Annotated in this window: 24 protein-coding genes; 13 read left to right on the top strand and 11 right to left on the bottom strand. The window is 69.1% G+C overall.

From position 1 onward, the window contains the following. Positions 1–4: 4 nt before the first annotated feature. Positions 5–1,063 (bottom strand): cyclase family protein, encoded by a 1,059-nt coding sequence (locus tag IEX49_RS15385; RefSeq protein WP_188806985.1) that lies wholly within the window; start codon positions 1,061–1,063, stop codon positions 5–7. Positions 1,064–1,215: 152 nt separating this feature from the next. Here IEX49_RS15385 and IEX49_RS15380 point away from each other — a divergent pair, with 152 nt between their 5' ends. From IEX49_RS15380 to IEX49_RS15370, 3 genes are all read left to right on the top strand, one after another. After that, positions 1,216–2,160 carry a LysR family transcriptional regulator gene (locus IEX49_RS15380; protein ID WP_188806984.1) on the top strand — a complete coding sequence of 315 codons (945 nt, stop codon included), beginning with the start codon at positions 1,216–1,218 and terminating at the stop codon, positions 2,158–2,160. 175 nt (positions 2,161–2,335) lie between these two features. After that, positions 2,336–2,614, top strand: coding sequence for a muconolactone Delta-isomerase (gene catC, locus IEX49_RS15375; RefSeq protein ID WP_188806983.1), 279 nt, complete (start codon positions 2,336–2,338; stop codon positions 2,612–2,614). Between the two features lie 30 nt (positions 2,615–2,644). Next, on the top strand, positions 2,645–3,331 hold the full coding sequence (locus IEX49_RS15370; protein ID WP_188806982.1) for a thymidine kinase: 687 nt from the start codon (positions 2,645–2,647) through the stop codon (positions 3,329–3,331). Here the strand turns inward: IEX49_RS15370 and IEX49_RS15365 are convergent. Beyond that, on the bottom strand, positions 3,328–4,650 hold the full coding sequence (locus IEX49_RS15365; protein WP_188807018.1) for a short-chain fatty acid transporter: 1,323 nt from the start codon (positions 4,648–4,650) through the stop codon (positions 3,328–3,330). The two genes, IEX49_RS15370 and IEX49_RS15365, sit on opposite strands and share 4 nt — an antisense overlap. 252 nt (positions 4,651–4,902) lie before the next feature. Between IEX49_RS15365 and IEX49_RS15360 the strand changes: the two genes are divergently transcribed. Continuing rightward, positions 4,903–5,337, top strand: a complete 435-nt coding sequence (locus IEX49_RS15360; protein ID WP_188806981.1) for an SRPBCC family protein — start codon at positions 4,903–4,905, stop codon at positions 5,335–5,337. 21 nt (positions 5,338–5,358) lie between these two features. Here IEX49_RS15360 and IEX49_RS15355 read toward each other — a convergent pair whose 3' ends face one another. Next, on the bottom strand, positions 5,359–6,579 hold the full coding sequence (locus IEX49_RS15355) for a hypothetical protein (protein WP_188806980.1): 1,221 nt from the start codon (positions 6,577–6,579) through the stop codon (positions 5,359–5,361). A gap of 35 nt (positions 6,580–6,614) precedes the next feature. Continuing rightward, on the bottom strand, positions 6,615–7,013 hold the full coding sequence (locus tag IEX49_RS15350) for a hypothetical protein (protein ID WP_188806979.1): 399 nt from the start codon (positions 7,011–7,013) through the stop codon (positions 6,615–6,617). A 200-nt stretch (positions 7,014–7,213) separates the two neighbouring features. Here IEX49_RS15350 and IEX49_RS15345 point away from each other — a divergent pair, with 200 nt between their 5' ends. After that, on the top strand, positions 7,214–8,509 hold the full coding sequence (locus IEX49_RS15345) for an adenylosuccinate synthase (protein WP_188806978.1): 1,296 nt from the start codon (positions 7,214–7,216) through the stop codon (positions 8,507–8,509). Here the strand turns inward: IEX49_RS15345 and IEX49_RS15340 are convergent. Beyond that, a complete protein-coding gene (locus IEX49_RS15340) occupies positions 8,496–10,292 on the bottom strand; it encodes an FAD-dependent monooxygenase (RefSeq protein WP_188806977.1) in 1,797 nt (598 codons plus the stop codon). The genes IEX49_RS15345 and IEX49_RS15340 overlap by 14 nt on opposite strands. Positions 10,293–10,346: 54 nt before the next feature. On the opposite strand from IEX49_RS15340, the gene IEX49_RS15335 reads away from it, so the two are divergent. From IEX49_RS15335 to IEX49_RS15310, 6 genes are all read left to right on the top strand, one after another. Next, positions 10,347–11,153, top strand: coding sequence for a carbon-nitrogen hydrolase family protein (locus tag IEX49_RS15335; protein ID WP_188806976.1), 807 nt, complete (start codon positions 10,347–10,349; stop codon positions 11,151–11,153). 325 nt (positions 11,154–11,478) lie between these two features. Then, a complete protein-coding gene (locus tag IEX49_RS15330) occupies positions 11,479–11,811 on the top strand; it encodes a PadR family transcriptional regulator (RefSeq protein ID WP_188806975.1) in 333 nt (110 codons plus the stop codon). Next, on the top strand, positions 11,808–12,167 hold the full coding sequence (locus tag IEX49_RS15325; RefSeq protein WP_188806974.1) for a DUF1048 domain-containing protein: 360 nt from the start codon (positions 11,808–11,810) through the stop codon (positions 12,165–12,167). The genes IEX49_RS15330 and IEX49_RS15325 overlap by 4 nt, the downstream gene beginning before the upstream one ends. Continuing rightward, a complete protein-coding gene (locus tag IEX49_RS15320; RefSeq protein WP_188806973.1) occupies positions 12,164–13,015 on the top strand; it encodes an ABC transporter ATP-binding protein in 852 nt (283 codons plus the stop codon). The genes IEX49_RS15325 and IEX49_RS15320 overlap by 4 nt, the downstream gene beginning before the upstream one ends. Continuing rightward, positions 13,012–13,773 carry an ABC transporter permease gene (locus IEX49_RS15315; protein ID WP_188806972.1) on the top strand — a complete coding sequence of 254 codons (762 nt, stop codon included), beginning with the start codon at positions 13,012–13,014 and terminating at the stop codon, positions 13,771–13,773. The genes IEX49_RS15320 and IEX49_RS15315 overlap by 4 nt, the downstream gene beginning before the upstream one ends. A 234-nt stretch (positions 13,774–14,007) precedes the next feature. Continuing rightward, positions 14,008–14,247 (top strand): hypothetical protein, encoded by a 240-nt coding sequence (locus tag IEX49_RS15310; protein ID WP_188806971.1) that lies wholly within the window; start codon positions 14,008–14,010, stop codon positions 14,245–14,247. A gap of 92 nt (positions 14,248–14,339) precedes the next feature. Here IEX49_RS15310 and IEX49_RS15305 read toward each other — a convergent pair whose 3' ends face one another. The 3 genes from IEX49_RS15305 to IEX49_RS15295 are packed head-to-tail and all read right to left on the bottom strand — an operon-like array spanning position 14,340 to position 17,906. Continuing rightward, a complete protein-coding gene (locus IEX49_RS15305) occupies positions 14,340–15,968 on the bottom strand; it encodes a RecQ family ATP-dependent DNA helicase (RefSeq protein WP_188806970.1) in 1,629 nt (542 codons plus the stop codon). A gap of 19 nt (positions 15,969–15,987) precedes the next feature. Beyond that, positions 15,988–16,503 (bottom strand): CoA-binding protein, encoded by a 516-nt coding sequence (locus IEX49_RS15300; protein WP_115932583.1) that lies wholly within the window; start codon positions 16,501–16,503, stop codon positions 15,988–15,990. Next, positions 16,500–17,906 carry an O-acetylhomoserine aminocarboxypropyltransferase/cysteine synthase family protein gene (locus IEX49_RS15295; RefSeq protein WP_229672772.1) on the bottom strand — a complete coding sequence of 469 codons (1,407 nt, stop codon included), beginning with the start codon at positions 17,904–17,906 and terminating at the stop codon, positions 16,500–16,502. Before IEX49_RS15295 ends, IEX49_RS15300 begins: the two co-directional genes overlap by 4 nt. A 196-nt stretch (positions 17,907–18,102) precedes the next feature. Between IEX49_RS15295 and IEX49_RS15290 the strand changes: the two genes are divergently transcribed. Beyond that, positions 18,103–18,636, top strand: coding sequence for a metallophosphoesterase family protein (locus tag IEX49_RS15290; RefSeq protein ID WP_188806969.1), 534 nt, complete (start codon positions 18,103–18,105; stop codon positions 18,634–18,636). 4 nt (positions 18,637–18,640) lie between these two features. Here IEX49_RS15290 and IEX49_RS15285 read toward each other — a convergent pair whose 3' ends face one another. Both IEX49_RS15285 and IEX49_RS15280 read right to left on the bottom strand, forming a co-directional pair. Further along, positions 18,641–20,107, bottom strand: a complete 1,467-nt coding sequence (locus IEX49_RS15285; protein ID WP_188806968.1) for a protein adenylyltransferase SelO — start codon at positions 20,105–20,107, stop codon at positions 18,641–18,643. Positions 20,108–20,209: 102 nt separating this feature from the next. Then, the gene (locus IEX49_RS15280; protein ID WP_188806967.1) at positions 20,210–20,953 is read right to left on the bottom strand and encodes an MBL fold metallo-hydrolase; all 744 of its coding nucleotides are present in this window, start codon (positions 20,951–20,953) and stop codon (positions 20,210–20,212) included. A 170-nt stretch (positions 20,954–21,123) separates the two neighbouring features. On the opposite strand from IEX49_RS15280, the gene IEX49_RS15275 reads away from it, so the two are divergent. After that, positions 21,124–21,612: a DUF4383 domain-containing protein gene (locus IEX49_RS15275; protein WP_188806966.1), complete on the top strand. Its 489-nt coding sequence runs from the start codon at positions 21,124–21,126 to the stop codon at positions 21,610–21,612. A 30-nt stretch (positions 21,613–21,642) separates the two neighbouring features. On the opposite strand, the gene IEX49_RS15270 is transcribed toward IEX49_RS15275, so the two are convergent. Beyond that, the gene (locus IEX49_RS15270) at positions 21,643–22,401 is read right to left on the bottom strand and encodes a DUF1648 domain-containing protein (protein ID WP_188806965.1); all 759 of its coding nucleotides are present in this window, start codon (positions 22,399–22,401) and stop codon (positions 21,643–21,645) included. Positions 22,402–22,456: the final 55 nt, after the last annotated feature.

The following is a 22,456-nucleotide window of genomic DNA, read 5'->3' as shown; positions in this document are numbered from 1 at the left end:
GTCCTCAGATCGTGGCGATCGGGTTGAGTGGTGAGCCGGAGGCGCCCGGCAGGTTCAGGGGTGGCGCCGTGAGCAGGAAGGCCGTGCGGCCGGCCTCCCGTAGGGCCGCGGCGAGGTCGGTGAGGTACCAGAGCTCTCCGAGGGGGACGCCCAGCTTGAACAGGCAGTGCTCGTGGAACGGCAGGATGGACGCCGGTGCCGGCGCGGGAGTGGCCGGGTAGAGCTCCACGGCGTAGTTGTCCGCGGCGATCGCGGCGATGCCGGTCTCGGTGACCCAGTCCAGCAGGTCCGGATCGCGACCATCGAGGACGGCGCCGTAGTGGTGCAGCACGTCCGGATCGGGATCACCGGCCATCTCGAGCACCTTGGCGGCGAAACCGGTGTGGAACGCCACGATGTCCCCGGGGCGGACCTCGATGCCGTCGGCGTCCAGGACGGTGCGGATCTGGTCGAAGCCGACGACCTGGTGGTCCGTGCCGAAGTGGTGGGCGAGGTCGATCAGCACAGCACGGCCCTGGACCGGATGCGAGGCCACGGTGCCGATGCCAACCGGGCCGAGATCCGCCGTCGTGGGCTGGTGGGGTCCCGGAATCCCGCAGTCCGCAGGGTCCGTGGTTCCCCGGACCTCGATGCCGGCGCGGAAGCCGTTGTAGTAGACCGGCTCCGGAACACCATCGCCGTCGGCGTCGAACATCGAGCCCACGTGGGCGAAGGCGTCCCACTGGGTGGAGTACTGGTTGTGCAGGACCACGAGATCGTCGCTGAGTACGTCCGAGGATCCGGGAGACAGGGGTTCCATGATGCAGTTGGCGCCGGAGCGACCCTGGCGCAGGGTCGGACGCACCACGGGCGGCAGGCGGTTGGCGTTCAGGGCATGGCCGCCGGGGAGGGTCAGGGGCAGGCCGAGAGTGAAGGCCCGCCCCTCGTGGACCTCGGCGAGGCCTTCGGCGACCTTCACGGGCGTGAGCAGGTTGATGCGGCCCAGGGCGTCATCCGGTCCGAAGTCACCCCAGGTGGAGCGTTCGGGCCGTTGGCGCCAGCGCGGGGACTGCGGCTCGTCCATGAGTGTCTCCTTCGGTCAATGGTGTGGGGTGAGTGGCCGGTGGCCGTGAATTGCCCCACGGAGACCCGTGATGTCACCCACAGGTGTCTATGGTCCACGCGACTCTCACTTCTGTCCAAGATGGATTCGGGATAGTTTTATGCAGGATCACCATGAATTCATCTGAGGTGGGTGGAGGCTCGATGGACGTCAAGACGCTTGAGGCCTTCGTGATGCTGGCTGAGGAGCTGCACTTCACCCGGGCGGCTGAGCGGCTCGGGGTGGCCCAACCCCTGGTCAGCCAGTGGATCCGAAAGCTGGAGCGGGAACTGGGCGAGCCGGTGGTGGGGCGGACCACCCGGGCCGTCAAGCTCACCGCCGCCGGAGAAGCTGCCCTGCCCCATGCCCGGCAGGTCGTGGAGTCGGCCCGGTTGATGACGCGCGCCGTCCACCAGGAGGGTGTCCCCCTGCTCGGGTCGGTGACCCTAGGGTACGCGGGGGCCTCGTCGCGGCCGTGGCTGCCGGGAATCGCCCGGGCCGTCCGGCGTGACGCGCCCGGAGCGGACCTCCGCCTGCGCTCCATGGTCTACGCCGGAGCGGCACCCTCACTGGTGGCGGCAGGAGACCTGGACATTGCCTTCGGGCGACGGCCCCTGACCTACTCGGGCCTCGGGGACCGGGTCTTCGAGTACGAACGGGTCCTGGTGGGGGTGTCCTCAGACCATCGACTGGCCGGTCAGGAGCAGATCGACATCCGCGAGCTGGCCTCCGAGCCGTGGGTCATGTTCCCGGCGCAGCAGGGTTCGAGCGTTCGCGACATGGGCTTGCGCCTGGCGAACCGCGCCGGCTTCACGCCGCGCTTGGTCCAGGAGGCGCCCGATTCCTACACCATCCTGGGGTTGGTGGCGGCCGGCGTCGGCGTCACCCTGACGATCTCCTCCGTGGCCCATGTGGAGACCCCTGGGCTGGCCCTGCGGCCATTGGCCGGCCCGGCGCGGTATCTGACCGCCACGCTGCTCCACCGGAAGAAGCCGAACCGGGCCACCGAGGCCGTCCTGGAGGTACTCGCCGCACTTCACCCGGAGCCCGAACGTCCGGAAGGCATCGTCCTGGACTGAACGAGCCCATCGTCCTGGACTGAACGAGCCGGCGTCGTACCCGAGGGTTGTGCCACCGGAGGTGTCCGGCCGGCCGTCTATAGTGACAACGGCCGAGGGCCCCGCAGAGTGCGGAGGACCGGCGATCTCAGCCCCAGCGCAACCACTGCATGATGCGCCGTACAAAGGAGTGACGATGCTGTTTCTGGCACGGATGGACGTGACCTTCCCCGAGTCGATGACCGAGGAGACCAAGGCCGACTTCCAGGTCAAGGAGAAGGAGTACTCCGGCAACCTGCAGCGCGAGGGCAGGATGCGGGACATCTGGCGCGTGGTCGGCGAATACGCCAACTACTCCGTCTATGACGTGGCGGACAACGACGAGTTGCACGCCATCCTCAGCGGATTCCCCATGTACCCCTACATGGACATCAAGGTCACCCCGCTGGCGAAGCACCCGAACTCGATCAAGTAGCGCACCGGACCAGCACTAGACTTCTCGATCGTGGCCAAGCTCTACTTCCGCTACGGCGCGATGAACTCCGGCAAGTCGACCGGGCTCCTCCAGGCCGCGTTCAACTACGAGGAACGCGGGCAGCGGGTGCTGCTGGCCAAGCCTCAGGTGGACTCGAAGGGCGAGGACCAGATCGTCTCCCGATTGGGCGTCACCCGGGAGGCCGACTTCCTGATCCCGCCCGGGGCAAACCTAATGGCGCTCTTCCGTCAGCAGGTCCGCGGGGATGACCCCACCGCCCTGCTCACGCACCTGGACGCGGAGGTCAAGCCCGTCGCCTGCCTGCTCGTGGACGAGGCCCAGTTCCTCGAACCCACCCAGGTGGACGACCTGCTGCGGATCGCTGTGCTCGAGGGCGTGCCCGTGATGGCCTACGGCATCCGCACCGACTTCCGCACGGCCTCCTTCCCCGGCTCGGCCCGGCTCATGGAGCTGGCCCACTCCCTCGAGGAGCTCAAGACCATCTGCCGGTGCGGGCGCAAGGCCATCTTCAACACCCGCAAGGTGGTGGACACGGTGGCGGGGCACGACGCCGGCCCGGCCACGAGCGCGCGCGAGTCCCGGCGCGAACGCTTCGTCTTCGAGGGCGATCAGGTGGCGATCGACGGCGTGGAGGTCACCTACGAGTCCCTCTGCGGGGTCTGCTATCTCGAGGAGTCCGGCGGGCGGCTGGGCTAGAGGGACACGATCAGCAGCGTCCCGGCGAACACGAGCCCGGAGGCGATGAGCACCACGGTGGTGTAGCCGAGGATGTCCCGCATCTTCAGCCCGGCGATCGCCAGCAGGGGGATGGCCCAGAACGGCTGGATCATGTTGGTCCACTGATCGCCGTAGGACACGGCCATGATGGTGATCGCGGGGTCCACGCCGAGATCGGCGCCAGCGCCGAGCATGATGGGTCCCTGCACCGCGAACTGCCCACCGCCGGAGGGAACGAAGAAGTTCACCAGGCCGGCGGCCAGGAAGGCGAGCAACCCGAACGTCACCGGGTTGGAGATGGACACGAAGGCATCGGAGAAAACCTCGATCAGGCCGGTTCCGGACATCATGCCCAGGATGCCCGCGTAGAGGGGGAACTGCAGCAGGATCTCCCCCACGTTGGACGCGGCGTTCTTGGTCAGGTGGATCAACTCGAAGGGGTTGCGCACCAGCAACAGGATCAGGGCAAGGAAGGACCAGTTCACGGTGTCCAGGGTGAGCGTGCCGCCCTGGACGAAGTGCAGCACCAGGTAGGCCACCAGCATCAGGCCCAGCAGCAGGGTCGGCAGGCGGCTGGCATCCACGCGATCGGCCGGGGTCACGATCTCCTCCTGGCCGTCATCGGCCTGCTCGCGCGCGTCCTGGGCCAGCTCCACGATCTTGTCACCGCGGCGCGGAGCCACCAGGAACAGGGCCAGGGCCACCACGAGGATCGTCACCACGGCGGCGATCATGTTCCAGGAGGAGAACACGGTCTCACTGATCGGCACGGGCTGCCCGCCGAGGGACTCCATGAGGAAGGACCCCTCGGTGGCGGCGGTCAGGGGGCCGGAGGCCGAATAGCCCATGTGCCAGACCACGAACCCGGCGAAGCCGGCGGCCACCAGCATGGGGAAGTGCAGCTTCAGGCCGCGCTCGCGCCCCTGATAGGCGACCTCCCGGGCCAGCAGGCCGCCGACCACCAGGCCCAGCCCCCAGGTGATGAGGCTGGCCACGGCGGCCACGGCGAAGACGAACACGTAGGCGGCGAGCTCCGTACGGGGGACCGAGCCCAGGAAGGCCAGCACGCGCCGGACCGGCCCGGTGTTGGCCAGGATGTGCCCCAGTAGCAGGATCAGCGCCATCTGGGTGATGAAGTCGAGCAGCCCGGCCAGACCGTCGCCCCAGTGGACCACGAGGTCGCCGGGGCCGGTGCCGGTGAGGATCAACGCCAGGATGGCGACGATGAAGGTCAGGACGATCGAGAAGACCAGGGCGGACGGGATGAACCGTTCCACCACGTGGTTGACGGGGCGCATGGCACGGGAGAGCGGGGTTCCCTCCTTGCGGGGCGGCGTTTCGGTGGTTCCCGGGGTGCTGGACATGCCGATGACTCCTGACGGTGCGGGGCCGGCGTCGTTCGGTGTGGTCGTACGGTGCGGCGATGGCGCTGGGAGGCCCCTGGGCGAATGTGACTGGCACCACCATAGGCAGGCGTGCTCTGGGCGCAATGGAACCTAGCGGCGTTTCACCCCTTAACACCGAGGGCGTACAGGGGCGAGGATCGGACCATGTTGACCATCGCGGCCCTCGAAGACGACATCGTGGTCCACCTGCCTGCTCCGAGGGTGTGGGAGCTGCTCACGGACTGGGCCGCCGCGCCGGCATGGCTACCCGATGTCGAGGAGATGCACGTCAACGGGCCGGCGGGCCCGGGCCAGGAGCTCTCCTATGCGACCGGCGGCCACCAGCGTCAGTACACGCTGGCCACCTATGAGCCCGGGCACGGGCTGACCATGGTCTCCGGCGCCGATGACGCGGACGTGCGCGTGGAATACGGCTACCTCCTGCTTCCCGACGCCGGCGCCACCCGGGTGCATCTGCGCATCGCGGTGCGAGCTGCGGAGGAATTGCGCGAGGAGGCGCTCGGCCTGGCCGCTGCGCTCGCCGACGCGGATGCGGGTCAGTTGGAGTCGCTGCGCGACTACGCGGAGAAGGCGCCCTGAGCGCTCAACCCCACTGCGCCCTCAGCTCAGCTGGGGCGCCCGCCCGAAGTGGGCGGCCTGGAAGAGGTCTTCCACCAGGGCCAGCAGGAACGAGCTCTCCACCGGCCACAGCAGTACCCGGTCCTCTCCTGTGACCGGGTCGGGGACCAGGCCGACCCGGTACGTGCCGCGCTGAGGGGTGGCGAGCACCGTCGTCTCGGGGAAGCCGTCAGCACCGTCCGCGTCAGCTTCGATCCGCCAGACCCACCACGACTGGTCCCACAAGGCCGTGAGGGCGGGGTCGGCCCCGGCAGGCGGTGGCGTCGGCCCCGCCAGCCGGGCGTCGTAGGCCGCGGGTGCGATCAGAGCCGGGGTGGGCAGGAGGTTCCAGGCGGGGAGGGCTCCCGCCCACGCGAGCAACCGAGCCGAGAGCTCGGAGAGCGGGACCATGCCCACGTGCAGGTGCTCGGATCCGGGGGCCTCCCACGGCCCGCCGAGGACCCGTTCGCCGAAGCCCGGCTGCGAGACCATGAGGGCCACATCGGAGAGGCCGAAAACCTGGACGAGGTGGTCACCACCCCCGGCGGTACCCGTCAGGCGCAGGCGGAACGCCGACTCCTGCAGGGTGGCGGAGAGGAGGTCTCCGACCTCGGTCAGGCGGCCGTCCTCCACCAGCCCCGTGGCTTCGAGCTCGGCCGCCGAGGCAGTGGCGTCATACCCGGGTTCGGCCGTGACCGGTGCCGAGGGCGGGGCCATGCCGCCCGGGGCGGGCTCCACGCTGCGCGCCATCGCCTCGAGATCCGCGGTGAGGAAGAGCCGGTCCTGGAGCGCGCAGGTGGTCGATATCTGGACCGCCCAGCCGTCCATCAGCACCAGGTGGTCCACGCCGGAGACCAGCCGGCCGTTGTCCGCGCGGTGGACGTACTCGATGCGCCGGGACTGCAGGGAGGTGTCCGTCTCGATGCCCAGATGATCCTGTGGCCGGTCCTCGGACCGGCGCTCCCAGCCGCCGACGTCGACGATCCGGCATGCCCGGAGGGTGGAGGTCAGCCCCGTCAGGGCCTTGACGCTGAACTCGCGGATGCTGCCCTCGAAAGGGTTGACCGTGACCACGATCGAGGGGCGGAACGTGTCCTCGTCCACCGGGAGGGTGGCGATCAGCTCGATCTCCGGGCGGACCGACTCCGGGACCCAGTGAGGTGCCGGGTGGAACTGCAGGATGCCGAGGTAGCCGGTGGTCGGGGCCGGCGTGGAGGGGGTCATGGGGTGCTCTTTCCGGTTCGGAGGAAGGTCCGTGGTCAGGGGCCGTCGGGGCCGCGCAGCGGGGTGTCATACCGACCGCCGCGGTCCACCCAATCTCGATGCCAGGCAGGGGTGAGGAAGCGAGGCCACCAGAAGTTGAGGATGACCGTGATGACGAGGAACGGGAAGAGCAGCCAGAAGCCGGGCACGCTGCTCGTCCAGCCCGGGTGGAAGTAGTCGATCCAGAGGCTGGCCCACAGCATGATCCAGGTGAACCCGATCCACCCGATGTGCAGGGGGAACATGTTGTACCGCGTGGTGGACCACGTGGATTTCGGCTGCCGGGCCCAGTTGCGGTATCTGCCGGTCCACGCCAGCCAACCCGGGATGAGGCCGGCCAGTCCGGGGATCACCGTGATGGCGAGGAAGAACAGGTGTTCCTGCAGGGGGGTCATCCGGCTCCTCGGTTCGGTTCCGCCCACCGTATCCGTTCCCCATGGGCCCTGACTGGTAAACTCCGGTTGTAAGGCCCTCGTGTGATGCACCGCACGGCAGAGAACCGTGGGAGCGGTCACCGGGGGCGTTTTCCATGTCGAGGGCCGGACGGGACCGCCGCAAGAACGGTTGCCGTGGCCTGCTCAGGAGAGATGCATTCATGCCAGCAATCGCGATCGTCGGCGCCCAGTGGGGCGACGAGGGCAAGGGTAAGGCCACCGATCTGCTGGGCGGCCGCGTGGACTACGTGGTCAAGCCCAACGGCGGCAATAATGCCGGACACACCGTCGTCGTCGGCGGTGAGAAGTTCGAACTCAAGCTGCTGCCGGCCGGCATCCTGTCTCCGAACGCCGCCCCGGTGATCGGCAACGGCGTGGTGGTCAACCTCGAGGCCCTGTTCGAGGAGATCGACGGACTCGAGGCACGCGGCCAGCGCTGCGACCACCTCAAGATCTCGGCCAATGCGCACCTGGTGGCCCCGTACCACCAGACCATGGACAAGGTCACCGAGCGCTTCCTCGGCAAGCGCGCCATCGGCACCACCGGCCGCGGCATTGGCCCCACCTACATGGACAAGGTCGGCCGCCTCGGCGTGCGCGTCCAGGACATCTTCGACGAGTCGATCCTGCGCCAGAAGATCGAGGGCGCCCTGCGCCAGAAGAACGAGCTGCTGGTCAAGCTGTACAACCGCCGGGCGATCACCGTGGACGAGATCGCCGAGTACTTCCTGTCCTACGCGGAGCGGCTGCGTCCCATGGTCGTGGACTCCACCATCCTGCTCAACGACGCCCTCGACGAGGGCAAGGTTGTGCTCATGGAGGGCGGCCAGGCCACCTACCTGGACGTGGATCACGGCACCTATCCGTTCGTGACGTCCTCCAACCCGACCGCCGGTGGCGCCTCCGTGGGCGCCGGGATCGGGCCCACCCGCTTCACCCGCACCATCGGCATCGTCAAGGCCTACACCACCCGGGTGGGGGCGGGCCCGTTCCCCACCGAGCTCTTCGACGAGGACGGCATGGGCACGCGCCTGCGCACCGTGGGCGGCGAGTTCGGCGTGAACACCGGCCGCCCGCGCCGCACCGGCTGGTATGACGCGGTGATGGCCCGCTACGCCACCCGCATCAACGGCTTCACCGACTACTTCCTCACCAAGCTGGACGTCCTCACCGGCATCGAGCAGATCCCGGTGTGCGTGGCGTATGACGTGGACGGCGTGCGGCATGACGAGATGCCCATGACGCAGACCGCGTTCCACCATGCCAAGCCGATCTTCGAGTACTTCGAGGGCTGGACCGAGGACATCTCCGGCGCGCGCACCATGGAGGACCTGCCGGCCAACGCCCGTGACTACGTGCTGGCCCTCGAGAAGATGTCCGGCACTCGGATGTCCGCGATCGGCGTCGGCCCGGGCCGCGACCAGGTGGTCCAGGTCCGCGACCTCATCGAGGACTGACCCTCCCAGCAGGAGCCGAAGAGCCGTCCCGGACCTCGGCGACGAAGCCGTCCGGGCGGATCAGCAGTGCCGTGCCGTCGGGCAGTCCCGCCTCCGGGGCCGCCCGGAACCGCAGTACCGGTAGCCCGGCCTCCGTGTACGACGCCGGCCCATCGCCTGCCGCTACGTGCCCGCCGTCCGCGCGGGCCCCGTTCGCTCGCACCGGCCCGGCCCGGTCCTTCTCCCGGTGGCGGTCGGCCAGGTCCCGCGCCCACCGGTCGGCGGCCGGGCCGTAGGCGTGCACCTGCCATTCGGCCGTGTTGAGCGCCTCATGGTTGTCCCCGCGCCCGTCCCCGCCGGGCACCGGACCGGTAGGGCCGGCGTCGGGAACCCAGGGAAGGCGGCGGCCCAGGACCGTGCCGCGGTGCCGCCGTCGTGCGCCGGTGTGGTCCGCCTCCGTCCCCGGCATCCAGTAGTGGATCCGGATCTGGGAGAGGTAGCCGAACATCCGACCGCCCAGGGGAATCCGGGGCGCCACTCGCAGGAGGGCCGGGGCGGCGAGGGGGAAGACCCGCGTCCGCAGAAGGCGCGCCAGGGGGGCCATGGACGTGACTGCTCCGAACACCACGTCGGTGGTCCGGACCAGGTTCAGGGCCACCGGCCGGCGCTCGGACTCGTAACGGTCCAGGACGTCCTCAGGCTCCCGGCCGGCGAGGACATCGGCAATGGTGCAGACGATGTTCTGCGCGTCCTGCAACCCCGTGTTCATCCCCTGCGCACCCACAGGGGAGTGGATGTGCGCGGCGTCCCCCGCGAGGAACACCCGGCCGGCCCGGAAGGCGGCGGCCACGCGATGATGCACCCGGTAGGTGCTGTACCAATCCGTGCCGGCATACCGGACGCCGAACTCCTCGGCCAAGGACGCACGGGCACGGGCCTCGTCGCGGGCCTCGGCAGCGGCGGGGGAGCTGGCCAGAGGCCCGTGATCGGGACCGTTTCCCGGGTCGGAGTCTGGACCGGCACCTTGACCGGGATCCGCCGGACTCGGGTCTTCGGCGCGCAGGATCCCCAGGAGGCGTGCGCGCCGCCCGCCCCGGCCGTCGTCGCCCAGGGGGAAGGCCAGCATGAAGTGCTCCCGGGAGGCGCGCAGGGTGATACCGGACTCGGTGCCGGTGACGCCGTAGGCGTCCAGCACGTAGAACTCGAACCGGTTGGTGGCACCCTCGAAGGCGATGCCCAGGGCACGCCGGACCGCTGACGAGGCACCGTCGGCGGCCACCACATACCGGGCGCTGACCTGAACCAGCCCTTCAGGAGAGTCGAGTTCGGCGGTGACGGCTCCGCCGGGCCCTGCCGCCCGGGGGTCCGTGACGAAGGACCGGAACGAGGTGCCCCAGGCGACGGGCCGGTGCTGATCCCGGAGATGACGGGCCAGCAATTCCTCGTTCGCGCTCTGCTCGAAGATGGTGATCCCCGGGAAGGGCGTCAGCTGCTGGCCCACCCGGTCCAGCCGCACGGTGCCCAGCGTGCGATGGCGGAACCCGGGACTGACGGACGCCGCCGGGGTCGCTCCGTCCAGCACGGCCTGCGCCAGGCCGAGCTGCCGGTAGACCTCGAGGGAGCGGGCCTGCACGGCCAGGGCCCGGGACTCGCGGGTCGGCCCGGCCTTGCCGTCCACCACGAGGGACTGAAGCCCCAGCCGGGCGCACCAGGCGCCCGCCATCAGCCCCGTCGGACCCGCGCCGATCACCAGGACGTCGGTGGAGACCCGGCGTCCGGGACCGTGGTCGGGGGCGGCGGACATGGCCTCAGGTTAGGCTGGGAGGACGGTTTCACACCATGCGAGGAGGACGGTCACATGAGGATCAGCGTCGGACAATTCCGCCCCACGGGTGTGGTCGCCGAGAACGTGGCCACGCTGCGGCGCCTGGCGGAATCCGCCCAGGACGACGGCGCCGACCTGGTGCTGTTCCCCGAGGAGTCCATGTTCACCGTGCGGCACGTGGACGGCCCCCTGGCAGAGGCCGTCGACGCCGGCTGGTCGGCTTTCGTCTCCGAGGTCACCCGGATCGCGGCGGACCTGTCCATCGCGGTGGTGGCCGGCGGGTACGAGCCCTCGGGCACCGAGCGTCCCTACAACACGGTGGTGGCCGTGGATGCCACGGGCAAGATCCTGGGGACCTACCGCAAGCTGCACCTCTACGACGCCTTCAAGTACAAGGAATCGGACCGTATCACCGCCGGCGACCGGGGCACCCTGATGGTGGAACTCGGCGGCCTCAAGTTTGGCATCATGACCTGCTACGACCTGCGCTTCCCGGAAGTGGCGCGCTCGCTGGCCGTGGCCGGGGCCGACGTCGTGCTGGTGCCGGCCGCCTGGTTCAAGGGCGACTACAAGATCGAGCACTGGCAGCTGCTGCTCAAGGCGCGCGCCGTGGAGAACACCGTCTGGATCGTGGCCGCGGGCACCCGCAGTGACAACACCGTGGGCCACTCGGCCATCATCGACCCGCTGGCCGTGCCCGTGGCCTTCCTCGGCGAGGAGGGCGAGGCGATCGAGACGGCCGACGTCACCCGAGAGCGCATCGACGAGGTGCGCTCCTTCCTGCCCGTGCTGGCCAACCGCCGCACGGACGTGGACCAGTTGGGGACCGTCGGGGCTTAAGCTGCTCCAGCACTGGCCGGAGCGCTCCCAGCTGGCGCCCTCAGGAGCGGAACACTCCATGCCGATCAGCCAACGGTCAGCCCGCGTGCGGTTCGTCCCCATCTCCGTTCCCTACGCTGAAAGCGCCTCATCAAGGTGCGAGTGATGAAGGTGCGAGTGATGACAGGGACCCCGGTCCTGGTACGCCATATCCAGTGGCTGCCAGCCCGGGGTCTCGTCATGTGCGGGGTCCATACCGCCCCTGGCCACCGGCCCCTTGCGCCTCCGGTACTTAGTGCTACTATCTACCAGTAGGCAGTAGCACTAAGTACCGGAGGCGAGACCCGTGGCCAACCTGATGACGGAGATGTTGAAGGGAACCCTGGAGGGCATCGTCCTCCAGATCCTGTCCGGACAGCCGGCCTATGGCTACGAGATCACGGCGCGACTGCGGGCCAACGGCTTCACCGACATCGCCGAGGGCACCATCTATGCACTGCTCATCAGGATCGAGAAGCGCGGCCTCGTGGATGTGGACAAGCGCCCTTCGGAGAAGGGGCCGCCCCGCAAGGTGTACTCCCTCAATGCCCTCGGGCAGGACTATCTCAACGAGTTCTGGAGGACCTGGAGCTTCCTCGCAGAACATCTCGATCAGCTCCGCAACGGAGGTTCACGATGACTGGATGGGTAGAGAAGATCGTCGGCAACGCCGGTGACAAGCGCCGGTGGAAGCAGTACAAGGCGCGTGCCAAGGCCCTGCCGGCCGGATACCGCGAGGCGCAGCAGGCACTCGAGCGGTACCTGACCACGTACGGGGCCATCACCAAGGGAGACACCTTTGTGACGATGCTCGAGGACCTCGTGGAACTCGTCGAGCAGGGTGCCGCCGATGGGACGGCACTCCGGGAGATCGTCGGGGAGGACCCCGTGGCCTTCGCCGAGGACTTCCTGGCCAATTACGCCGAGGACCAGTGGATCAGCAAGGAACGGGTGCGCCTCACCGAGGCCATCGATCGTGCGGCGGGTGCGTCATGACCGGTGCGACGGCGGTCCGCCGGTCGGCTCCGGCACCCGCGATCCGCGTGCAGGGCCTGAAGAAGTCCTACGGCAAGAACCAGGTGCTATGCGGCGTGGACTTCGACGTGGAGCGCGGCAGCGTCTTCGCCCTGCTGGGTTCGAACGGCGCAGGCAAGACCACGGCCGTCCGGATCCTCTCCACGCTGTTGCAGCCCACGGCGGGAAGCGCCACCGTCAACGGCTTCGAGGTCGGCAGGCAGCCGAGTCGAGTGCGCGAATCGATCAGTCTGACCGGTCAGTTCTCCGCCGTGGACGGGATGCTCACCGGACGGGAGAACCTCGTCCTGGTGGCCCGGCTGCGGCACCTGCCCCGCCCCGGGGCCCTGGCCGATGACCTGCTGGAACGCTTCTCGCTGACGGACGCCGGAGGGCGAAGGGCTGCAGAGTACTCGGGCGGCATGCGCCGCCGGCTCGACATCGCCATGAGTCTGATCGGGAACCCACCGGTGCTCTTCCTGGACGAGCCCACCACCGGCCTCGATCCGGAGGCACGCCTCGAGGTGTGGCAGGCCATCCGGGAACTCACGGAGAGCGGCACCACGGTCCTGCTCACCACTCAGTACCTGGACGAGGCCGAGCAGCTCGCCGACCGCATCGCGATCCTCCACCACGGGCGCATCATCGCCAACGGGACCCTGGACGATCTCCAGCGGCTCCTCCCGCCGGCAACGGTCGAGTACGTGGAGAGACAACCTACCCTGGAGAAGATCTTCCTGGCCCTGATCGGCAGTCCGGAGCAGGGTGACGCCAACGAGGGCGGCCACGGCCGTCCCGTCACGAGTGAGAGCGCAGGTGACCTGTCATGAGCGGACGCTTTGTCACGGACACCGGAGTCCTCCTGGGCCGGTCCCTGCGCCACATCGCCCGCAGCCCGGACACCATCATCACCACGGCAGTCATGCCGATCGCCATGATGCTGCTGTTCGTCTACGTCTTCGGTGGGGCCATCGACACCGGGGGCGGTTCCTACGTGGACTACCTGCTGCCCGGGATCCTGACCATCACCATCGCCATGGGCATCTCCTATACGGCGTACCGGCTCTTCCTGGACCTGCAGGGCGGCATCTTCGAACGCTTCCAGTCGATGCCGATCGCGCGGTCCGCGGTGCTGTGGGCACACGTCCTGACCTCGGTGGTGGCCACGGTCATGTCCCTGACGATCGTGGTGGGCGTGGCCCTGCTTATGGGTTTCCGCTCCGGAGCCGGCGTGCTCGAGTGGCTGGCCGTCGCCGGGATCCTGGTGCTGCTGACCCTGGCCCTGACCTGGGTGGCCGTCATCGCGGGCCTGAGCGCCCGGTCCGTGGACGGGGCGAGTGCCTTCTCCTACCCGCTCATCCTGTTGCCGTTCGTCAGCTCGGCCTTCGTGCCGACGGACTCCATGCCCGGCCCCGTGCGGGCCTTCGCCGAGCACCAGCCCGTGACGTCCATCGTCAACACGGTCCGCAACCTGCTCAGCGGTCAACCCATCGGGACGGACATCGGGATGGCCCTGGCGTGGTGCCTGGCGATCCTGGCGCTCGGATATGCCTTCAGCGTGATGGTCTACCGGCGCCGCGCGGGCTAGGAGGGGCCGGCGGCAGGCTCTGGGAGGGATCTCAGACTTCTCACAGGCTACGTGGGGTGCGAACACAAGTTCGCTTCCTATGCTGAAGACACCTCATCAAGGTGCGAGTGATGAAGGTGCGAGTGATGACAGGGACCCCGGGTCCGGCAGATGCGATTCCCCTCCGCAGCCGGTAGCCCGGGGTCTCGCTCGTACGAGGTGGGGTGCAGCAACCAGCGCCACGGAGGAGAGACCATGAAGTTCAAGGACTTGGCCAACAAGGCCCAATCATTCGCGAACAGCCCGCAGGGCCGGAAGATGATCCATCAGGCCACGAGCGCCCTCAACCGGCGTGGCAGTGGAAGGAGCCCCGGTGCAGGCCGGGGGTCCGGCATCGGCCGGGTCATGGATGCCGCGCGCCGGTTCACCGGTGGTCCCGGTGGCCAGTCCGGCGACGGCGGTGCTGGCGGGACGAATCAGCCACCACGGGCCTGAGTCGGTCCGACGGGCACGGCCCGGCCACTGAGCCGCCCGCCACCTCACCGGTGGCAGTATCCCCGTGGCCGGCCTGGCTAGGTCTGGCTTGGCTACGTCCGGGTGAGGAGTCCTTGCTCGCGCACGGCCTCCAGCGACAGCGTCCGGTATCCCTGCTCCTCGAAGAGGACGGTGATCCGGTCATCGTTGACGCTCATCACGAGGCCCGAGCCCCACTCCCGGTGAACCACTCCGTTCTGCCGGGAGAATTCCGCGTCATCGTGCGTCAGGTCCTTGGCGGTGCCGGCATCACAGGTATCGCAGTTGCCGCAGGGATCGGCCAGTTCCTCGCCGAAGTAGCCCAGCAGGTACTGGCGGCGGCAACCGTCGGTCTCCGCGTAGCCGCGCATCATCTCGATGCGTGAGCCGTCGATGCGCTCCATGCGTTCGGCGGTCTCCTCGGCAAGCCGGGCGGCCGTCTTCGGTCCGACGCCCTCCACCAGGGTCAGCCCCTCCCGGGAGGACGCCACGGCGCCGGCCGCCTGCAGCAGATTGACCGTACCGGTGACCCGGCGGGCACTGACGTCCACGCCGCGCTTCAGGTGGGTCAGGCGCAGGGGGCCGTCCGCGCGCTGCAATTCCCGGACGACCGCGGTCACCACGTCCTGGTCCGCATGGTGGGTGCTGAAGAAGCTGCGCAGGCCGAGGTCTTCGCTGCGGTAGTGCAACACCACCCGGGCCTCCTGACCATCACGGCCCGCGCGACCGGCCTCCTGGTAATAGGTGTCCAGTGAATCGGTGATGTCGGCGTGCACCACGAACCGCACATCGGCCTTGTCGATGCCCATGCCGAAGGCACTGGTCGCCACCACCACGTCGACAGCGCCGTCCAGGAACAATTGCAGGGTCTCCTCCCGGTCGGTCGTCTTCTGACCGGCATGGTAGGCCCGGGCCGTCAGCCCCCGTTCCCTGAGTCCGGCGGCATAGTCCTCGGCGGCGCGGCGCGTTGCCGTGTAGAGCAGTCCCGGGCGTGGCAGGCCGGCGACCTGCTCCAGTACGGCATCGGTCTTGTCATCGTCCTCATGGTGGCGTTCGACGGCCCAGTGCAGGTTCGGGCGATCGAATCCCAGCGCGATCACGAGGGGATCGTCCATGGCCAATCCCTCGACGATCTCCTGCCGGACCGGCGTGGAGGCGGTGGCGGTGAGGGCGATGATCGTCGGCGAGCCCATCCGGTGGCGGGCCGTACCGAGCCGGAGGTAGTCCGGGCGGAAGTCGTGGCCCCAGGCCGAGACACAGTGCGCCTCATCCACGGCGAGGAACGCCGGACGAACATCGCGCACCCTGGCCAGCACGTCGTCCTTGGCCAGCTGCTCCGGGGTGAGGAAGAGGAACGTCACCTCGCCGTTCTCCACGGACTGCCAGGCCTGCTCCTGCTCCCGCGCGGAGAGAGACGAGTTGATGGCGACGGCGCGCGTGCCTGCCTCTGCCGGGAGTTCGTTGAGCCCGTCCCGTTGGTCGGTCTGGAGCGCGATGAGTGGGGAGACGACCACGCAGGGACCTTCGGCCAGTACGCCGGCCAGCTGGTAGACGGCCGACTTTCCGTAACCCGTGGGCATCACGGCCAGCACATCCCGGCCGGACAGCGCGGCCTCCACGGCCTCGGCCTGGCTGGGACGCAACTCGTCCCAGCCGAAGGCCTCGTGGGCGAGTCGGTGGATGGCTGCAGTGGTGGCCGTCATGGGGCCCACTCTAAAGGCGTCAGCGGTCCAGCTGCTGGCGCCTCGAGGAGATGACCCCGGTGTTGAAGCCGGCCAGGTTCAGGCCGCCGTGGAAGCGGGCGTGCTCGATCTTCACGCAACGGTCCATGACCATGTTCATCCCGCCCGATTCGGCCGCGTGGGCAGCGTCCTCGTTCCAGATGCCCAGCTGCAGCCAGACGGTCTTCGCCCCGATGGCACGGGCCTCCTCCACGATGCCGGGGGTGTCCTCCGCCTTGCGGAAGACCTCCACCAGGTCCGGCACCACGGGCAGGTCGGCCAGCGAGGCGTAGACCCGGTGGCCGAGGATCTCGGTGCCCTTCTCGGCGAGGATCGGGTTGATGAAGTACAGGTCGAACGTCGTCGAGCTGTTCAGGTAGGTCGCCACGAAGTAGGACGCGCGGGCCGGCTTGTCCGAGGCGCCGACGATGGCGATGGACTTCGCCTCGCGCAGCAGGCGCAGCCGCTCGGGTGCGGACGGGCCGGTCCAGGTGCGGTCAGGCAGTGCGGTGCTCACTTGTCGGTCTCCTTCACAGTTTCGGTCGCGTCGATCGGGGCGTTGCCGGAGGGGTCCAGGGGCACGGCCACGGTGGCCGGCTCGGTGGGCTCCGTCCCGGTCTCGCCGTCAGCTGGGCCGTTCACGGCGGCCTCGAGGGCCTGGTCCAGGTCCCAGAGGATGTCCTCCACGTCCTCGATGCCCACGGACAGGCGGATCAGGTCCTCCGGGACGCCGGCGGAGACGAGCTGCTCGGCGCTCAGCTGCTGGTGCGTGGTGGAGGCAGGGTGCAGGACGAGGGTCTTCGCATCGCCGATGTTGGCCAGGTGGCTGGCCAGCTGGAGGTGCGAGATGAAGGAGGCGCCGGCGTCGCGCCCTCCCTTGACGCCGAAGCTGAACACGGAACCGACCCCGAGCGGGAGCAATTCCTTGCCGCGCTCGTGGTGCGGGTGCGAGGGCAGGCCGGCGAAGTTCACCCAGGAGATGCGGTCATCGGCCTCGAGCCATTCGGCCACCCGCTGGGCGTTGGCCAGGTGGGCGTCCATGCGCTGGGCCAGGGTCTCGAGGCCGAGCATCAGCTGCTGGGCGGAGGCTGGCGGCAGGGCGGGACCGAAATCGCGCAGCTGTTCGGAACGCAGCTTGGTCAGGAAGCCGTACTCGCCGAAGTTGCCCCACCAGGAGACGCCGCCGTACGAGGGCACGGGCTCGGTCATGGCCGGGAACTTGCCGTTGTCCCACGGGAACCGCCCGGACTCGACGACGACGCCGCCCAGGGTGGTGCCGTGGCCGCCGAGGAACTTGGTGGCGGAGTGGATGACGATGTCCGCGCCGTGCTCGAAGGGACGGATCAGGTATGGCGGAGTCAGGGTGGCGTCCACGATCAGCGGCACCCCGGCGGCGTGGGCCACGCGGGCCAGGCCGGGCAGGTCCACGATGTCCCCCGAGGGGTTGGCCACGATCTCCGTGTAGACGGCCTTCGTGTTCGGCTGGATGGCGGCCTCGAAGTCCGCCGCCTCCATGGAGTCCACGAAGGTCGTCTCCACCCCGAATCGACGCAACGAGACGTCCAACTGGGTGATGGTGCCGCCGTAGAGCTTGGACGAGGCCACGATGTGGTCCCCGGCGCCGGCCAGGGCAGCGAAGGTGACGAATTCGGCGGACATGCCGGACGCCGTCGCGACCGCCCCGATGCCACCCTCCAGCGCAGCCATGCGCTCCTCGAAGGCCGCGACCGTGGGGTTGCCGATGCGGGAGTAGATGTTGCCGTACTTCTGCAGCGCGAAGAGGTTCGCGGCGTCCTGGGCGGACTCGAAGACGTAGGAGGTGGTCTGGTGGATCGGCACGGCGCGGGAGCCGTGCACGGCATCAGGGACGGCGCCGGCATGCAGCGCGCGGGTACGGAAGCCGAACTGGTGTTCTGCCACGAGGATCCTTCCAGCGGGGACGGGGTCGGGGTACGGTGCGCCAGGGCGGTGCCGGGTGGCGGTGACTGGCGCAACGGTCCCGTTGCGTTCATTGTTCCCGACGCCGGCCCGTTCTCTTTAACTGGGGGTCGAAAGATGACCCGGGAGACGAGAATCCGGGAAGCGGCTCCAGGGGCATCCCGGATAGCCTGTGGGCATGTCCTCCACTCCGGTCCGCTTGCTGCTGCTGGCCGACACGCACGTTCCCCATCGGTCGCGTGCTGTGCCCGCGCAGGTGTGGCAGGCCGTGGAGGCGGCCGACGTCGTCTTCCATGCCGGTGACTGGCAGGTTCCGGAGGTGCTGGACGAGCTCCAGGCCCGGGCGCGTCGCCTGGTGGGTGTGTGGGGCAACAATGACGGCGAGGAGTTGCGTCGGCGACTGCCGGAGGCCGCGCGGGTGGAGATCGGCGGAGTGCGGTTCGCCATGACGCATGAGACTGGCACGGCCCGCGGCCGGGAACAGCGGATGGCCACCGCATTCCCGGAGGACGACGTCCTCATCTTCGGCCACAGCCACATCCCCTGGGACTCGGTGGCCGGCGAGGAGACGGCGAATCCCGGCCTGCGACTGTTGAATCCGGGCTCTCCCACGGACCGCCGGCGGCAACCCGAGTGCACCCTGATGACCGCTACGGTGCAGGGCGGGCGGTTGCTGGACGTCCGACTGGTCCCCGTGGACCGAACGCCCTGAGCGTTCACGTCCCGCAATAGGTGCGGTACCGGCCGAAGTCCTCCGGCGGGGGCTCGGCGTAGCGCTCGAAGCCGGGGCGCTCGTGGAACGGTTCGCTGACGGCCTCCAGCAGGCGGTGCAGCGGCGCCAGATCCTCAGCTGTCGCAGCCTCGAGGGCCTCCTCGACCAGATGGTTACGGGGGATGTAGACCGGGTTGGTCCGCTCCATGGCCGCTGGATCCGGACCGAACGCCAGCCAGCGCTCGGTCCAGGCATCGAAGGCCGGGCGGTCGGTGAACACGGCCTGGACGGGGCCGAGGTCTCCGCGAGCGCCATGGCCCAGGCGGCGGAAGAACTGGGTGTAGTCCACGTGGTCCTGTTGCAGCAGGGCGAGGAGGTCATCGATCAGCGTGCCCACGGTCTCGTCCGGGGAGTCTGCTGGCAGACCCAACTTGGCGCGCATGCCGGCCGAGAAGGCGGTCCCGAACTCCCGGGGGAACTCGCCCAGGGCCTCCGTGGCCAGGCTGACGGCCCGCTCCTGATCCTCGTGCAGCAGTGGCAGCAGGGCCTCGGCAAACCGGGCCAGGTTCCACTGGGCGACCGCCGGCTGGTTCCCGTAGGCGTACCGCCCGCCCGTGTCGATGGAGCTGTACACGGCGTTGCGGTCGAAGGCGTCTATGAAGGCGCAGGGGCCGTAGTCGATGGTCTCGCCGGAGATGGTCATGTTGTCCGTGTTCATCACCCCGTGCACGAACCCGACCAGCAGCCACTGGGCCACCAGGCCGGCCTGCGCCGCCATCACGCCGCGGAGCAGGGACAGGTAGGGGTTCTCGTCCTGGGCCGCTGCCGGGTGATGAAGTTCCACGGCCCGGTCCGCCAGGCGGCGGAGGACGGCTGGGTCCTCGTGGTTGCGGGCGTACTGGAAACTGCCGACGCGCAGGTGGCTGGCCGCCACGCGGGTGAGCACGGCCCCCCGCAGCGGACCCTCCTCGCGCAGGACGGTCCGGCCGGTGGCGACCACCGCCAGCGAGCGGGTCGTCGGGATGCCGAGTCCGTGCATGGCTTCGCTGATGAGGTACTCCCGGAGCATCGGCCCGACGACGGCCCTCCCGTCCCCGCCGCGGGCGAAGGGCGTGCGCCCGGAACCCTTGAGGTGGATGTCCCGCCGGTGGCCACCGGTGTCCGTGATCTCGCCCAGCAACAGGGCCCGACCGTCACCCAGCCGGGGGACGTAGGAGCCGAACTGGTGCCCCGCGTACGCCTGGGCCACGGGTGCGGCACCCTCGGGCACGCGGTTGCCGGTCAGAAGGCCGACGCCGTCCTGGCTGCGAAGCCACTCCGGGTCCAGGCCGAGATTGGCGGCCAACGGTTCATTGATCACGAGCAGTCGCGGCTCCGGGGTCTCCTCGGCCTGCCACGGGATGGACAGTTCCGGCAGATCGGAGGCGAAGTTCGCCTGCAGGGACAGGGTGGGTTGGGGGATCCGGCTCACGTTCTCCACCGTATCCGGGCACCGCGGCACGGAACGAGGGGCCGTCGTCGTGAAATTTGCCTGATCGCATCCAGCTCCGGCTGCGCTCACCTGGACACCAGGTCAGGAGCGCCCGTGGCGGTGGGCCTCGGCCACAGCGCTTTCGATGCCCCCGGTCCAGGGCCGGCCATGGCCTGGCAGGACCGTGCCGGCCTGTGTCTGCGCGAGTGCGTCCAGGCTCCGCAGCGCCAGGTCGCTGTCAGCGGTGGCGGCCCCGGCGACGATCCGGGGACCGGTTTCCCCGGTGTACGGGTCCAGCGTCACCAGGGCGTCTCCGGTCAACAGGACATCCCGATCGGGCAGGTGGAGGGCGCAGTGACCGGCGGTGTGCCCCGGGCTGGCGACCACGCGGGGACGTCCCGGAACGGGCACCGGGGCGGAGACCTCCAGCTCGTCCGTGACATGCACGCCTTTGACTCCCAGGGCCCCGGCGAAGAGCATGGACGTCAGGATCGGCACGGCCCTCGGATGCTTCAGGGGGTAGGTGGCACGCGGGTTCTCATGGGCGTACCGATAGGGGTGAGCCGCCAGGGTGCGCTCGTCCCGGTGGCCGTACACCGGTACCCCCAGCCGCTGCACCAGTCGCCGCGCGACGCCCACGTGGTCGAAGTGGGCGTGGGTGAGCACCAGGGCCTTCACGTCTTCCGGCCGCCGTCCGACGGCGCGGATCGCCTGGCCCAGTTCGGTCCAGACCCCCGGCAGTCCAGCATCGACGAGGGTCAGGCCCTCCTCGTTCTCCACGAGATAGCAGTTCACGTTGGCATGCTCGATCACGTGTACGCCGGGGGCGATATCTGGGGTGAACATGGTCCCTCCTGAGTCTGGCGTCCGTATCCCGGCCCACCGTAGTCACCTGCCCCGGGGTGCGGGGAAGGGCCGGTCCGCGCCGTCGAGATCTTCACCCCGCCTCAGCCCTGCGTCATGATCGAAGTAGGGCCAACCGCCTGTGAAACTCACGACTGACGAAAGGAACCGTCATGTCCACGTCATCGCAGCACCCCACCACCCCCGCCCGTCCTGCCGCCGGCGAGGACCGGGCCGGTCGCAGCCCCGTCCAGATCGTCGCCATGGTGTACGGCATCGTCTTCCTCCTTGTCGGCATCGCCGGGTTCATCCCCGGCCTCACCACCAACTACGAGACCATGCAGTTCGCAGGACACCACTCCGAGGCCATGCTGATGGGGGTCTTCCAGGTCTCGATCCTGCACAACATCGTCCATCTGCTTTATGGCATCGCCGGATTGGCGCTGGCCCGGACAGGGACCATGGCCCGGCACTACCTGCTGTGGGGCGGCGTCGTCTATCTCCTGCTCTGGCTCTACGGCCTGTTCATCGGGCACGACTCGCCGGCCAACTTCGTGCCGCTCAACAATGCGGACAACTGGCTGCACCTCGGATTGGGCGTGACCATGATCGCCCTGTCCTTCCTGCCACGGTTCTCCGCTGATCGGGTGGAGTCGCGCTGACGGGGGACGGACGGGGACGGCAGCACCACCTCAGGCGACCGCGAAAAACAGCGCCAAGGGGCCGCCCACGAACACGACCAGGAACACCACGACCGTGATCCGGCCGGCCCGGTTGCCCACGTTGATGGTGGCCCCGGTGCCGTAGCCCTCCCGCTTGGGGACCAAGATCAGCGGTTCATCCGGGTTGTTGTAGATTCCTCCGGGGAGCCAGAGCTCCTCCTCGGCCCGTTCCTCTGCGGTGGGAGTGAAGCCGTGCTCGCTGGACTGGGCGTCCGCCCAGCGGCTCCAGCGCCGGTAGGGCAGGAAGATCATGAGAAAGATCAGGATGAGGTAGGCGGCCATCGGCCACGCGAAGGAGACCTCGTCCGGCGAGATCCAGCCTTGGGCGCCGAGGTACCCGACCAGCAAGACGGTCAACAGGGAGATCCAGCCCAGCACGGAGATGGTGGCGCGCTCGGCCCCCTCCAGCCGGTATCGCTTCCAGGCCGAGGGATCCTTCGGAGGGTTCATCACCGCGGGGATGATGAGCGCCAGGACCGCCATCAGCGCCGTGGTGCCGGCGGCGATCATCTGCGGCATGAACACGGAGCCGAAGGACTTCTCCTCCCAGGCATCCGGCACTCCGCCGGGACCCCAGTGGGTGGGAACGGTCTCTGGAAGGTCGGGATAGATCCGGACGCCCCAGACGACAATGGCGGTCAGCGCGATCACGCTCAGGACGAACGGGAGCCACGCGGCTGACCTGCCCTGACGGAGTCCGGGCAGGGGTGTGCTGTTGTCGTCGGTCACGCCCCGATCCTAACCGGGCCCCCGAGACCGGCCCGCCGCTGGTCAGACGCCAATG

The sequence above is a fragment of the Citricoccus zhacaiensis genome, assembly GCF_014645315.1.
GTDB classification, from domain to species: Bacteria; Actinomycetota; Actinomycetes; order Actinomycetales; family Micrococcaceae; genus Citricoccus; species Citricoccus zhacaiensis.
The sequence above is the reverse complement of the archived record's forward strand: the minus strand, read 5'-3'. Positions and strand labels throughout refer to the sequence as shown.